The sequence below is a fragment of the Promicromonospora sp. NPDC023987 genome, from assembly GCF_040639055.1.
Taxonomy (GTDB): Bacteria; Actinomycetota; Actinomycetes; order Actinomycetales; family Cellulomonadaceae; genus Promicromonospora.
Window position 1 is genome coordinate 1 of sequence record NZ_JBEZZF010000104.1, and the last position, 13670, is coordinate 13670.

The following is a 13670-nucleotide window of genomic DNA, read 5'->3' on the forward strand; positions in this document are numbered from 1 at the left end:
AGTGCGCCTTTTTGAATCGTGGTGGTACCAGGACTGGGACTATATCTATGCAAAGTGCCGACCTCGCAGGAGGGTGCCGACCTCGCAGGAGGCTGCCGACCTCGCGAGACAAAGCTGCCGACCCGCCGCGGCCGCCAGCCGCCGAGCAGCCACCGTCCTAGCCAGACGCCGCGGTGCTCTCGCGCTCGACCAGGGTGTGCGGCGCCGTGACCTCGATCGCCGGTGTGTCAGGATCGCCGATCCGCTCGGCGATCCGGCCCACCGCCTGCCGTGCGATGAACGGCGTGTCGAGCGAGACCGTGGACAGGCTCGGATGGGTGTACTGGCCCTCTTCGATGTCGTCGATGCCGATCACGGCGACGTCGTCGGGCACGCGACGCCCGGCGTCGAAGACGGCGCGCATGGCACCCATGGCGAGCAGGTCGGAGTAGCAGAAGATCGCGTCGGGCGGCTGAGGGAGGGCGAGCAGCGCGGACGCGGCGTCGTACCCGTCCGCGCGCCGGTAGTGCGCCGCCGGCCGCAGCAGCTCGCGGTCCGGCACCAGGCCCGCCTCGTGCAGTGCGCGCTCGTAGCCCAGGGTGCGCTGGCGCGGGGTGGTGTAGTCCTCGTCGGGCTGCGCGCCGATCGCGGCGATGCGGGTTCGGCCGCGGGCGATCAGGTGGGCGGTGGCGTCGTGGGCGGCCTGCACGTTGTCGATGGCGACGTGGTCGTAGCGGCCGTCGAAGTCGTGCTCCCCGAGCAGCACGAGCGGCATCGACCGGCTGGGCTCCATCTCGGCCAGCTCGCCGGGCGTGACCAGCGGACTGAACAGGACGCCGTCGAACAGCATGGTGCGGTCCGCGCCGGTCAGCAGCCGGCGTTCGCGCTCGTGGTCGTGCCCGGTCTGGTCGACCATGACGCGGTAGCCGAGCTCGGCCGCTGCGTCGATCACCTCGCGCGCGAGCTCCGCGAAGTACGGCACGTCGATCTCGGGGACCACGAGCGCGAGCACACCGGTGCGGCCCGTGCGCAGGGTGCGTGCCACGAGGTTGGGCCGGTAGTCGAGCTCTTCGATCGCGGACTGGACGCGCTCCCGGGTCCGTGCGCTGACGTGCGTGTAGCCGGCGACGACGTTCGACACGGTACGTACCGAGACCTGGGCTTTCTCTGCGACATCGCGGAGTGTGATCGGCACGCGATCCCCTTTCATCCTGTGTGGACCAAGGATAGGCCTTGCAACGTGCGCAAAGCAGCGCTAGTTTGCACACGTTGAAAACGTCGCGCCGCGACATGCGCCGCGCATGCACAAGGGAGTGCTCATGCACCCGAACCAGAACACCCGAACGACGGGCGGCGCCTCCCGCCGTACCGCTGCGTCAGCCGCCGGTGCCCTGACCCTGGCGATCGCGCTGGCTGCCTGCGGCCCGTCCATCACCAGCGGCGAACCCGGAGGCGCAGAGGCCGCGTCCGCGGACCGGCTCCAGGCGCCGACCGAAGAATCGCCCCAGGGCGAGATCACCATCTGGGACCGCTCCGGCGACCTGTTCAACGTCTTCGACGCCGTGATCGACGACTTCAACGAGGTCTACCCGGACGTCGTCGTGCACCACGAGGCGGTCGACATCGACGCCAAGCTGCAGAACACCCTGATCACCGGGACCGACGTGCCCGACGGCGTCTTCCTCGACGACGCCAAGGTGGCCGGCTTCTCCGACTACCTGTGGGATCTGAGCGACGTGCTGGAGCCGTACACGGCGGACATCGCGCCGCAGAAGATCGACGTGAACTCGCTCGACGGCGCCATCCACGGCGTGCCGTTCGACCTGGACCCCGGGCTCCTCTTCTACAACGAGAAGGCGCTCACCGAAGCCGGCGTCGACGCCACGCAGATCGAGACCTACGACGACCTGCTGGAGGCGGCCCGCGACTACCAGGAGGCGGTCCCCGGCTCGAAGCCGATCCACCTCGAGCAGAGCGCGTTCCTCGGCCAGCTCCAGCTGGAGATGTACGCGGGCCAGCTCGGCACCAGCATCGCCGACGAGAACGGCGAGCTCCGCCTCGACTCGGACGAGTACCGCCAGGTGCTCGGCTGGCTCGACACGGTGAACCAGGAGGGGCTCGGTACCCGCGCCGAGTACCTGTCGCCCAGCGACGTCGGCGCGCTCGAGTCCGGTGACCAGGTCTTCTACCCGTGGGCCATCTGGTTCAGCTTCGCCCCCGAGCAGCAGCTCACCGAGACCAGCGGTGACTGGCGCGCCATGCCGCTACCCGCGTGGGAGGACGGCGGAGCCCGCTCCGGCGCCATGGGTGGATCGTCGTTCGTGCTGCCGAAGGACGGCGAGAACGCCGACCTCGCGTGGCTGTTCTACGAGTTCCTCATGTTCCACGAGGACGGCTACCGGGCCGTGTGGGGCGAGAACGACACCTACCCGAACGGCCTGGCCACGTCGATCCCGGCCTACGCGCCGGCGGCCGACCCGGCGGACCCGCTGTTCGGCCCGGTCGAAGGCCTGGGCGGGCAGGACCTGTGGACGACGGCGGTCGAGGCCGGCGAGGAGATCCCCGGCGGCGCGCCTGCCCCGACGTGGTGGACCGGCGCCGTCGACTATCTCGGCACGAACGTCCAGCGGATGTACGACGGCGACCTGACCCCCGACGAGGTCATCGAGCAGTCCACCGCCGACATCCAGACGAACCTCGTCGACCGCCAGTGAGCGTGCTCGTCGCCGCCGAGCGCAGCCGGGGCCACGGCGCGGGTCGCTCCGTGCTGCGGCCCTGGCTGCCCCGCAAGGTAGCGCCCTACCTGTTCGTGCTGCCGTTCGTGGCCATGTTCGTGGCGTTCAGCGTCTACCCGATGCTGTTCACGCTCCGCCTGAGCTTCACCGACTGGCGCGGCTCGGGCGCGGCGCAGTGGGTCGGCTGGGACAACTACGCCTACCTGCTCGGCAACGAGATGTTCTGGGGCTCGCTGGGCAACTCCGCGATGCTCTGGCTGATGATCGTCCCGGTCCAGGTGGTGGTCGGGCTGCTGGTCGCGGTGCTCCTGAACAACGCGAAGCTCCGCATGCGCTCGTTCTACCGGATCGCGTTCCTGGTGCCCTTCGTGACACCGCTGGTCGCCGTCGCGCAGATCTGGGTGGTGGTCTTCGACCAGAACTACGGGGCGGTCAACGGGCTGCTGAACCTCGTCGGTCTGCCCGACGTCGGCTGGCTCACCACCAGCGAGTTCGCCAAGCCCACGCTGGCGCTGCTGTTCCTGTGGAAGACGACCGGATTCATCGTCATCATCCTGCTGTCCGGGCTGCAGTCCATCGACGCGAGCGTCTACGAGGCCGCCTCGATCGACGGCGCGTCCCGCTCGCGCCAGCTCCGCAGCATCACCGTGCCGCTGGCGCGGCGCACCCTGATGTTCTCGGTGGTGCTGCAGACGCTGGCCGTGTTCCAGATGTTCGCTGAACCGTTCGTGGTGACCGACGGCGGGCCGTACAACTCGACGACGACAGCCGGCCTGCACCTGTACGAGCACATCACCCGGGGCGACCTCGGCACGGGGGCGGCGAACTCGTTCCTGCTCGTCATCGTGGTCATGGGGCTCTCGCTGGTGTTCGTCCGGCTCCTGCGGACGGAGGACTGACATGACCACGCGCACCGCACGCCCCGCCCGGATCCGGGCGGCCACCACCAGGGCGCTGCCCACCGCCCTCGGCTCGCAGGCGTTCCTGCTGCTGCTCGCGCTCGCGTTCCTCGCCCCGGTCGCCTGGGCGCTGATCTCGGCGTTCAAGCCGGCCACGCAGATCATCAGCGATCCGCTCGGCCTGGACCTGACGGCGCTGACCCTCGACAACTACCGGCGGATGTTCGCCGACGTACCGATCGGCCAGGGCTTCCTCAACACCGCCGTCGTGCTGGTGGCCAAGGGGGCCATCACGATCTTCTTCGCCCCGCTGGCGGCCTACGCCTTCGCCAAGTACCGGTTCCCCGGCCGCGACCTGTTGTTCGGCATGGTGCTGATCACCCTGATGCTGCCCACGATCGTGCTCATCATCCCGCTGCTCCTGGAGATGAAGGCGCTGGGCTGGGTGAACACCTATCAGGCGCTCGTGCTGCCGGGCGCCGTCGACGCCTTCGCCATCTTCTGGATGCGGCAGGTGATCGCCGACGTGCCGGACGAGCTGCTCGACGCGGCCCGCGTCGACGGGGCGGGGGAGTTCGGCATCTTCACGCGGATCGTGCTGCCCGTGATCCGGCCGGCGCTGGCCGGCCTGGCGGTCCTGACCGTCATGAACATCTACAACGACTTCGTCTGGCCGGTGGTGGTGGCGAGCTCGGAACGGATGGCCACGCTGCAGGTGGTCCTGTCGACGCTGGCCCAGAACATCACCGGCAACCGCATCGGGGCCGACTACGCGACGGTGACCGGCGAGCTGCTCGCGGCCGCGTCGATCGCCCTCGTCCCGCTCCTGCTCGTCTTCGTCGCGCTCCAGCGGCACTTCATCAACGGCATCCTCGCCGGAAGCGTCAAGGGCTGACGCCCGCACTCCCGAAAGGCTCACACATGAACTCGGCCCTCGAACGCGCTGTGCACCCCGACCCCGTCTATCCCCGCCCCGACCGTGACCGGTCCGACCGCTGGACCAGCCTGGACGGCACCTGGGACCTCGACATCCCCGGCGGGACGGTGCCGGTCACCGTCCCGTTCGCCTGGGAGACCGTCGCGTCCGGCGTCGGGCGCACGTGGCTGGAGCGCGCCACGTACCGCCGCCGGATCACCGTCCCGGCCGAGTGGGCGGGGGCGCGTCCGGTGCTCTGCTTCGGCGCGGTGCACCACCGCGCCGTCGTACGGGTCGACGGCGTGGTCGTGGCCGAGCACGTCGGCGGTTACACCGCGTTCGAGGTGGACCTCGACGGCGTGCTGGCACCTGGCGCGACCGGCACGCTGGAGGTCGAGGTGGAGGCGCCCGCCGACAAGCGGTCCATCCCGCACGGCAAGCAGCGCTCGATCCCGCGCGACGACTACGACGGCGTCTCCTTCACGCCCACCTCGGGCATCTGGCAGCCGGTCTGGCTCGAGGCGCGCGGCCGCACGTACGCGTCAAGGGTCGTCCTGCGGGGCGACTCGCTGACCGGGTTCGACGTCACGGTGGACGTCGCGGGCGACGCACCGGCGGGCGCCGTGGTGACCGTCGAGGTCACCTCGGGCTCGGACGCGCGGGAGCGGATCGAGCTCGTCGCCGACGGCACCGGCGCGGCGTCTGGCCGCGTGGAGCTCGCCGAGCCGAGGCTGTGGGGTCCCGCCGACCCGCACCTGTACGTCCTGACGGTGACCTCCCGGTCGGCCGACGGCGGCGCGAGCACCGCAGGCGGCGGTTCGAGCTCCGCCGACGGCGGGGCAGCGGCCGAGCCCGACCGGGTGGCCGTCACCGGTGGGCTGCGCCGGCTCGACCGGCGTGGCGAGCACCTGTACCTGAACGACGAGCGCGTCTACCTCCGTGGCGTGCTCGACCAGGGGTACTGGCCCGAGTCCGGGCTCACCGCCCCCGACGTCGGGACCCTGCTCGCCGACCTGCGCCACGCGCGGGACCTCGGCTACAACCTGGTCCGCAAGCACCTCAAGCTGGAGGACCCACGCTGGCTGCACCACGCCGACCGCACGGGCATGCTGGTCTGGGCCGAGCCACCGGCCCCCAGCCGGTTCAGCGCCCACGCCGCCGCATCGTTCGAGGCGCAGCTCCGCCCCATGGTCGAGCGCGACGGGAACCACCCGAGCATCGTGGTCTGGGGCCTGTACAACGAGGAGTGGGGCCTGGACTGGGACATCCCAGGCAGCGCGGCCCGCGCGGCGGCGGCCGAGCGCGCCTACGACGTGCTCCGGGCCCTGGACGACTCGCGGCCGATCGTCGAGAACTCGGGGTGGGCGCACGTCCGGACGGACCTGGTCGACTGGCACTACTACGACGAGGACCCGGCCGCGTGGGCCGCCAACGTCGCAGGCCTGGCCGACGGCACGGGGGAAGACTTTCCGGTCCGGCTCGCCCCGGACTTCGTGGCCAAGAAGTCGCTGTACGGGGCGGCGGACCACCCGCGCACCGGCGTCCCGATCCTGAACAGCGAGTACGGGGCCGGGTTCACCAGTCTCGAGCGCGCGTGGCACCTGCGCTGGCAGACGCAGGAGCTGCGCAGGCACGACCGCTTCGCCGGGTACGTCTACACCGAGCTGGCCGACGTCGAGCACGAGATGGCCGGACTGCTGGACGCGGACCGCCGGCCCAAGGACCGCGGCGGCCTCGACCCGCGCGACGTGAACGCCGAGACGGTCCTCGTCGTCGACCTGGTTCCCGCCGCAGCGGGCGCCGACCTCGCGGTCCCGGAAGCCGATCTCGGCCTCGACGTGCACGTGTCGCACCATGGCCCGGCCGTGGTGAGCGGCCAGGTCCGGGCCGCCTGGGTGCCTGCGGGCACCCCGTTCGACGACGCCGGTGAGCCGCTCGGCGTCAGGTCGGAGACCGTCGAGGCCAAGCCGTTCGAGCTCAGCCCCGCCGTCCGCGTCACCGTGCCGCCGCCCGGGCCGGTGCCGTCCGCCCGCCTCCACCTCTGGCTCACCGACGACGGCGGCGTGGTGCGGGCGCGCACCTTCGTCGACGCCGCGCCGATCGAGGAGCCCAACCGCCGCGGTGTGCGCTGGGAGTGAGGCGACGGCGGCCGTGCCGAACCGCAAGCTGCTGGTCCGTCGCGCTGACACACCGACAGGTTGCGGTTCGGTGACCGGCGAGATGGCCGAGCCGCTCGGCTACCCTCCGGGCTGGTTCTACGGCGCAGCGGTGTCGCGCTCCGGGGTGACACCGAGCGATCGGCCGATCTGGCCGATCGCGCGGGCGAGCAGGTCGTCAGACGTTGTTCCCCAGGTCGCGGCCTTCTGTTCCAGCGGACCGTCGAGCGTCAGCGACGCGAGGCCGTGGCCCAGGGCCCAGAGCGTGATGCCCATGGCGTGCGGGTCCGCGACGCCGAGCCGGCCGACCAGGTCCGTGAGGACGTCGAGCGCACCGTCGCCGGCCTCCCGGAGGTCCGGGTGCTTCTCCGGCTCGGACAGCTCCGGGCGGAACATGACCTGGAAGTGGCCCGGCCGCCGCCGGGCGAAGGCGACATAGGCGGCGACGGCGCGCGAGACGTCGTCGGCGCCTGAAGCACCGGCCACCCCGGGTGAACTCGGCCCGCCCGGTGACGTGCCGACCGCGGCCAGGAGATCCTGGGTGAGCAGCCCGAAACCCCGGGCTGCGATGGCGGAGAGCAGCGCGGCCCGGTCGGGGAAGTGGTGGTACGGCGCTCCTGGGCTGACTCCCGCCTCGCGGGCGACACGCCGGAGGCTCACCGCCCCGATGCCCTCGGTCTCGATGAGCCGTACACACGCCTCGACCAGCTCGTCCCGAAGTGAACCGTGGTGGTACGTCTCGCGCTTGCGCCCTGTGTTGACCTCCATTCGCGCAATCTATACGGTGCTCATAATCTAAACACTGCTCAGACTGGAGACGCGATGTCGAGGGTACTTGTCACCGGTGCTACCGGGTTCATCGCAGGGCACGCGATCGAGGAGCTGATCAAGGGAGGTCACGACGTGCGCGGGACGGTGCGCTCGCTACGTGACCCGGCTCGGACGGCACATCTGCGCCGGATCGCGGACTCGCTCGACGGGAGCCTCGAGCTGGTCGAGGCCGACCTGTCCGAGGACACCGGGTGGGAGGCGGCTGTCGCAGGGCAGGAGTACGTGCTGCACATCGCCTCACCGTTCCCGGCGGCGCCCCCGCGCGACGAGGCGGACCTCATCCGGCCCGCGGTCGACGGGACACTGCGCGTCCTGAGCGCGAGCGTCCGGGCCGGGGTGCGGCGGGTCGTCATGACGTCGTCGCTCAGCGCCGTCAGCTCCGGCAGACCGCGTGACGGGGAGCGCAGTCGGAGCGAGGAGGACTGGGGTGACCTGGACCGGTCCGCTCCCTACGCGAAGAGCAAGATCCTCGCGGAACGGGCCGCATGGGACTTCGTGACGGACCATCCCGAGCTCGAGCTGGTGGTGATCAACCCGGGCCTCGTGCTCGGGCCGCTGCAGCATGCCGCGGCACGGACGTCGGTGGCCCTGGTGCGCCGGCTCCTGAACCGTGAGCTCCCGGCGGTCCCGCAGCTCGGCTTCGCGCCGGTCGACGTGCGGGACGTGGCGAGGGCGCACGTGGTGGCGGTCGAGGCGCCCGGCGCAGCGGGCAACCGGTACGTCTGCGCGGGCGAGAACGTGTGGTTCGGCGACATCGCCCGGATGCTCAGCGAGGAGTTCGGGCCGCAGGGCTACCGCGTGCCCACGCGGCGGATGCCGTACTGGATGCTGTGGGCCGCCGGCCGGTTCGACCGTGAGGTGCGGCTCGGCCTCGACTTCGTCGGGAGCGCTGAGCTGGCCAGCTCGGACAAGGCACGCCGCGAGCTGGGCTGGACCATGCGTCCCGTGGAGGAGACCGTTGCCGACACCGGCCGCAGCCTCATCGAGCTCGGCGTCGTGCGGTCACGCTCCTAACCGGGCTGCGTCGCGTCGCGTTCCTTCCGGACGCTGCCGGCCGGCCTCGAGCGCGAGGTGGGAAGGTCAGCGGAAGCCAGGACGGCCAGCTTCTCGGCGTCGCTGGACGAAGCGTCCGGGTGGAGCACGACGAGCATCAGCCCTTCGGCGCCGCTGATGCTCAGCCGTTCGCGGTTGAGCGTCACCTCTCCGATCTGCGGGTGGTCGAGGCGCATCGGCGTGCCGCGCTGCCCGCGTACCTCGTGGCGCGCCCAGAGCCGCCGGAACCGGGAGGTCGCCCGGGAGAGCTCGTCGACCAGGTCGACGAAGCGCGGGTCGTCGATGTCGTTGCCGACCGCCTGCCGCAGGTTGGCGACGAAGCACTCCGTATGGTCCCTCCAGTCCGGGTACAGGGCCTGCTCGGCCGGGTCCAGGAACATGTCCCGCAGCTGGTTGCCCCCGACGGCCAGGCGGGGGTCCAGTGCCCTGGCCAGCGCGTTCGACGCCCGGATGTCGAAGTATCGGTCCTCGATGAATGCGGGCTGGGCAAGGGAGCCGAGAAGCTTGAGCGCACCGGACGGCGCCTCCTGTACGTCCGGCCGGTTCCGGTGCGGCCGGGGTGTCTCGGCGACCAGCGAGAGCAGGTGGGCGAGATGGGCGTCGTCGAGCCGCAGGACGCGTGCGATCGACTCGAGGACCTGTACGGACGGGTTGCGGTCCCGGCCCCGCTCCAGCCGCAGGTAGTAGTCGGCGCTGATGCCGGCCAGCATCGCGACCTCCTCCCGGCGCAGGCCGGGCACGCGTCGCCTGCCCGCAGCAGGGATCCCCGCCTGCTGAGGGGTGACCAGCTCGCGCCGGGCGCGCAGGAACGCGCCGAGTGCGTTCGGCGTCTCACGCCCCGGAGACGGCCGCGAACCGCCCGGCCCGTGTGCACCCGTGAGAGGGGGTCCTGCCACACCCCGGGCTAGAGGGGACTCTGGCTGCGCGAGGTGGCGGTCCATAGCGTTCTCAACGGCCCGCACGGGTCGCATATTTCGAAGGGACACTCATGACCATCACGCTGATCACCGGCGCCAACAAGGGCATCGGGTACGAGACCGCCCGCCAGCTCCTGGAGCTTGGCCACACCGTCTACATCGGGGCGCGGGACACCGAGCGGGGTGAGAAGGCCGCCGCCACCCTCGGCGCGCGGTTCGTCCAGCTCGACGTGACCGACGACGCCTCGGTCAGCAGCGCGCTGGCGACCATCGAGGAGGCCGAAGGGGTGCTCGACGTCCTTGTGCACAACGCCGGGATCCTGGCGGACGGGCCCGTGGACGGTCCGGCGGCGCTGCGTGCGTTCGACACCAACGCGGTGGGCCTGGTGCGCGTCACGGAGGCGGCGCTGCCCTTGCTGCACAGGTCCCCGAATGCAGTCGTGGTGACCGTCTCCAGCAGCATGGGCTCGTTCTGGGCGGTGACCAATCCGGACCGGTCCGAGTTCGGCATGCCGCTCGCGCTCTACGCCGCGTCCAAGGCGGCGGCCACGATGCTGACCGTGCAGTACGCGAAGTCCCAGCCGGACATCAAGTTCAACGCCCTGGAGCCCGGGCCCACCGCCACGGACATGACCGCCGCTTTCGGCATCGGCAGGCCGGTCGAGGAGAGCGCGCGGACCGTCGTGCGGCTGGCGACGCTCGGGATCGACGGCCCGACGGGAACGCTCCAGGATGAGAACGGCCCGCTGCCCTGGTAGTCCGGAGAGGCGGCTCAGGGGCAGTTTTGCCGGTTCGTCCGGGTCTGACGGCCGATCATTTCCGCCAGGCGGCCCCACAGGCCGCTTTCAGCAGCGATACTGGGTAGGTGACTACGTCCAGCGAGACCCCTGCGGTGGCAGGAGCAGAGATCCCGGTAGAGCTACTCTTCCGGGTCCCCTACGGCAAGGTCCTGCACGGCAGGAACTGCACGCACCTGACCGCGGACCGCCTGGCTTCCCTGCAGCCCGCGACCGAGCTCGACCGGCAGAAGTTCAAGGTGTGCAAGACGTGCCTCGTGGCGCTCGCCGGCGCGGGCCCCGATGACTTCGACAGCTTCGAGGCCGCGCTCGAGGCGCTGCCGATCCCGCTGGCGCACCGGCCGGCCATGCGCGAGATCGCCGAGGGGCTCGACAAGAGCCGGATCTGGATCCCGTCGTCGCGCTCGTACGTCGCGGTGTCGCCCGGCGCGGGGCATGAGGTGACCGCCTACTTCAACAAGGGCTTCGTCGACGTCCACCAGGACGGCGGCGGGTACAAGCGCGTCCTGATGGCGGGGTTCTCGGGAACCCAGACCAACTCCTTCGCGCACGCGCCCGACGCCGCCCCGGCGAGCTGCCCGAGCTGCTACATGCAGCTGCCCGCGACCGGTCGGTGCGACGCCTGCGACTGACCGTCGTGGAGGACGTCTCGACCCAGCCGGTGGGCCCGCACAGGATTCTGTGGGGCCCACCGGCTTGTGTCGTTCCGGGCTACGGTGCCGCTACCTCGGCGCGGTCGGGTGCGCTCACGTGCTGCTCGCTCGTGCCAGGGCCGCCCGGGTGTCGGCCGCGACCAGGTCGCCATTCAGGTGGGCACCGGCCATAGCGCCCGCGGCGGCGGACGCGCCGACCTGAGCGGACAGGTCGGTCGCGTTCCCGGCCACCCACACGCCCGGGACGTCGGTGGTCCCGGCCATGCCGGTGACGACGTGGCGACCCATCCCGTTCGGCAGGTCCTGGATCGGTAGCCCCAGGTCCTCCAGGCCGTCGACCCGAGCGAGCATGGTGGTGGCCACCGCGAGCACGCTCCGGGTCACGAGCCGCCCGTCCGCGAGCCGCACGCCCGCGATCCCGCCGTCGTCGGCCGCCTCCACCCGGTCGACGGGTGTGTCGACGACGCGGATGCCGCGCGCGGCGAAGCTCGCCCGGGTGTCGTCGTCGAGCGCGATGCCGCGGGCGAAGTAGACCAGGTCCTCGGACAGCTGACGGAACAGCAGCGCGTGGTGGATCGACGCAGGGCCGACGGCCAGCACGCCGATCGGCTCGTCGCGCACCTCCCAGCCGTGGCAGTAGGGGCAGTGCACCACGCTGTGCCCCCAGTGCTCGGCCAGGCCGGGGACGTCAGGCAGGACGTCCCGCAGGCCGGTGGCGACTAGGAGCCGGCGCGCGTGCAGCGTGGCGCCGTCGGCCAGGGTGACGGTGAAGCGCGGATCGCCGTCGGCTGACGGGTCCGCCGCGGCGGCCTTGACGACCTCGCCGGTCCGGATCGTGCCGCCGTAGCGACGGACCTCGGCCCGGCCCCGCTCCAGCAGCTCGGCCGGGGGAGTGCCGTCCAGGCCGAGCAGCCCGTGCACGCCCTCGGCGGGCGCGTTGCGCGGGGTGCCGCTGTCGATAACGACCACCGAGCGGCGGGACCGGGCCAGCATCATGGCGCCGTTCAGCCCGGCGGCGCCACCGCCGATCACCACGGCGTCGAGGGTGGTGGGCAGCTCGCCGGTGGTGGGCGCGGAACTGGTCGTAGGCATGGTGTGTCCTTTCTGTCGCAGGCCCGGGTTGAGGCCGCACCCGACCGACGCTAGCTGCAAATTGCGGTCAGGGCATAGCATGTTGCTCATGACGCAAGAAGATGGCGAGCTGGACAGCCTGGTACGCAAACGGATCCGCGCTCTGCGCGTGGCGCAGGGCTGGTCCCTGGAGGAGCTGGCGACCCGTGCCCGGGTCAGTCAGTCCACGCTCAGCCGCATCGAGAACGGTCAGCGCCGGCTGGCGCTGGACCAGCTCGTCGTCCTGGCGCGCGCCCTGGACACGTCGCTGGACCAGCTGGTCGAGACGGCCACCGACGACGTCGTCACCAACCCCACGATCGAGGGGCCGCAAGGGGGGATGCGCTGGCCCATCAAGGCCGAACCGGGTATGAGCGTGGTGCGGCAGCGCATGACCAGCCCGGCGCCCGACAGCCCGTCACGACTGCGCGCGCATCCCGGCCGTGAATGGCTGGTCGTCATCTCCGGTACCGCGACCCTGCTCCTGGGCAACCGGCGCTTCCGGATCGAGACCAACCAGGCGGCGGAGTTCCCCACGATGCTCCCGCACGCGATCGGCGCGGAGGGCGGGCCGTGCGAGATCATCGGCATCTTCGACCGCGACGCCCGCCGCGGCCACCAGCGCGGTCAGGACACGGAAAAAGCTGGTCGTCCGGACTGAGCCGGTTGTTACGCTCCGGCGCGTGATCCAGACCGAGGTGGACGGGCTGCCGGTGCGCCTCCGCACGCCGCACGACCTGTCGTTCACTGCCCGCTGGGGCCGGGTGTTCGCCGTGCTCGACCAGCAGGACTCGGGCAACCTCTGCCTGGGCGTCGACGGCCCGGCGGGCCGGGTGTTCGTCAAGTACGCGGGTGCGCCGACGGCGCGGTACGACGGCGTCGGCGAGACCGCGGTCGCGCGCCTGCGCCGGTCGGCCGAGGTCTACCGGGCGCTCGCCCATCCGTCCCTCGTGAGATTGCGGGAGGCCGTCGACGTCGGCGCCGGGCACGCCCTCGTGCTCGACTGGACCGACGCGACGCCCGTCGGCAGGCAGTACGAGCGGTCGCACGTCGTGCGGTCCCTCCCTCTCGAGGCCCGCGCCGACGCCGTCCAGCAGGTCCTCGACTTCCACGTGCACGCCGCGGCGCACGGGTGGGTGGCCGTCGACCTGTACGACAGTTCCGTGCTGCTCGACGCCGACGGCGGCCGGGTCACCCTGTGCGACCTCGACCTCTACGAGCGCGGGCCGGTGGTCAACCGGATGGGCCGGATGTGGGGGTCGACCCGGTTCATGTCGCCCGAGGAGTACCGGCTCGGTGCGCCGATCGACGAGGTCACGAACGTCTTCGCGCTCGGGGCGCTCGCGCACACGTTCCTGGGCGACGACGAGACGAAGTCCCGAGCGACCTGGGCAGGGTCCGACGCACAGTTCGCCGTCGCCGCCCGGGCCACGCAGCCGGAGCGCGGCGCGCGCTGGCCGTCGGTCGCCGCGCTCGCCGACGCCTGGCGGGCGGCGACGCACACCTCGCCGGAGAGCAGGGGCCTGCGGCCCTGACCCGGCGTACCTGGTACGGCGTGTCAGGGCCCCTCGTCGTCGGGCAGGCGGAAGGGGCCGTCGCGCTGCTCACCATCGCGCTCGAACAC

The 13670-nt window shown here is 71.6% G+C and carries 13 protein-coding genes; 9 read left to right on the forward strand and 4 right to left on the reverse strand.

What is annotated here, in order from left to right; all coding sequences use genetic code 11:
* Positions 1-157: 157 nt before the first annotated feature.
* The gene (locus AB0F40_RS25955; protein WP_357474790.1) at positions 158-1174 is read right to left on the reverse strand and encodes a LacI family DNA-binding transcriptional regulator; all 1017 of its coding nucleotides are present in this window, start codon (positions 1172-1174) and stop codon (positions 158-160) included.
* 124 nt (positions 1175-1298) lie between these two features.
* On the opposite strand from AB0F40_RS25955, the gene AB0F40_RS25960 reads away from it, so the two are divergent.
* Genes AB0F40_RS25960 through AB0F40_RS25975 form a run of 4 tightly spaced genes read left to right on the forward strand, consistent with a single transcriptional unit; the run spans position 1299 to position 6667 of the window.
* A complete protein-coding gene (locus tag AB0F40_RS25960; RefSeq protein ID WP_357474793.1) occupies positions 1299-2693 on the forward strand; it encodes an extracellular solute-binding protein in 1395 nt (464 codons plus the stop codon).
* Complete coding sequence (locus AB0F40_RS25965; protein WP_357474796.1) at positions 2690-3613, forward strand: sugar ABC transporter permease; 924 nt, start codon at positions 2690-2692, stop codon at positions 3611-3613. The genes AB0F40_RS25960 and AB0F40_RS25965 overlap by 4 nt, the downstream gene beginning before the upstream one ends.
* Before the next feature lies 1 nt (position 3614).
* Entirely contained in the window at positions 3615-4508 is an 894-nt protein-coding gene (locus AB0F40_RS25970; protein WP_357474800.1) for a carbohydrate ABC transporter permease, read from the forward strand.
* 26 nt (positions 4509-4534) lie between these two features.
* On the forward strand, positions 4535-6667 hold the full coding sequence (locus AB0F40_RS25975; RefSeq protein ID WP_357474803.1) for a glycoside hydrolase family 2 TIM barrel-domain containing protein: 2133 nt from the start codon (positions 4535-4537) through the stop codon (positions 6665-6667).
* Positions 6668-6784: 117 nt separating this feature from the next.
* On the opposite strand, the gene AB0F40_RS25980 is transcribed toward AB0F40_RS25975, so the two are convergent.
* Positions 6785-7453 carry a TetR/AcrR family transcriptional regulator gene (locus tag AB0F40_RS25980; RefSeq protein WP_357474806.1) on the reverse strand — a complete coding sequence of 223 codons (669 nt, stop codon included), beginning with the start codon at positions 7451-7453 and terminating at the stop codon, positions 6785-6787.
* 54 nt (positions 7454-7507) lie between these two features.
* Between AB0F40_RS25980 and AB0F40_RS25985 the strand changes: the two genes are divergently transcribed.
* Positions 7508-8530, forward strand: coding sequence for an aldehyde reductase (locus AB0F40_RS25985; protein WP_357474809.1), 1023 nt, complete (start codon positions 7508-7510; stop codon positions 8528-8530).
* On the opposite strand, the gene AB0F40_RS25990 is transcribed toward AB0F40_RS25985, so the two are convergent.
* Complete coding sequence (locus tag AB0F40_RS25990; protein WP_357474812.1) at positions 8527-9465, reverse strand: helix-turn-helix transcriptional regulator; 939 nt, start codon at positions 9463-9465, stop codon at positions 8527-8529. The two genes, AB0F40_RS25985 and AB0F40_RS25990, sit on opposite strands and share 4 nt — an antisense overlap.
* Positions 9466-9557: 92 nt before the next feature.
* On the opposite strand from AB0F40_RS25990, the gene AB0F40_RS25995 reads away from it, so the two are divergent.
* On the forward strand, positions 9558-10244 hold the full coding sequence (locus AB0F40_RS25995; RefSeq protein WP_357474815.1) for an SDR family NAD(P)-dependent oxidoreductase: 687 nt from the start codon (positions 9558-9560) through the stop codon (positions 10242-10244).
* 107 nt (positions 10245-10351) lie between these two features.
* Positions 10352-10915 carry a hypothetical protein gene (locus AB0F40_RS26000; protein WP_357474818.1) on the forward strand — a complete coding sequence of 188 codons (564 nt, stop codon included), beginning with the start codon at positions 10352-10354 and terminating at the stop codon, positions 10913-10915.
* Positions 10916-11029: 114 nt separating this feature from the next.
* On the opposite strand, the gene AB0F40_RS26005 is transcribed toward AB0F40_RS26000, so the two are convergent.
* Positions 11030-12028, reverse strand: a complete 999-nt coding sequence (locus AB0F40_RS26005; RefSeq protein ID WP_357474821.1) for an NAD(P)/FAD-dependent oxidoreductase — start codon at positions 12026-12028, stop codon at positions 11030-11032.
* An 88-nt stretch (positions 12029-12116) separates the two neighbouring features.
* Here AB0F40_RS26005 and AB0F40_RS26010 point away from each other — a divergent pair, with 88 nt between their 5' ends.
* Positions 12117-12707 carry an XRE family transcriptional regulator gene (locus AB0F40_RS26010; RefSeq protein ID WP_357474824.1) on the forward strand — a complete coding sequence of 197 codons (591 nt, stop codon included), beginning with the start codon at positions 12117-12119 and terminating at the stop codon, positions 12705-12707.
* A 22-nt stretch (positions 12708-12729) separates the two neighbouring features.
* Complete coding sequence (locus tag AB0F40_RS26015; protein ID WP_357474827.1) at positions 12730-13581, forward strand: hypothetical protein; 852 nt, start codon at positions 12730-12732, stop codon at positions 13579-13581.
* Positions 13582-13670 lie beyond the last annotated feature (89 nt).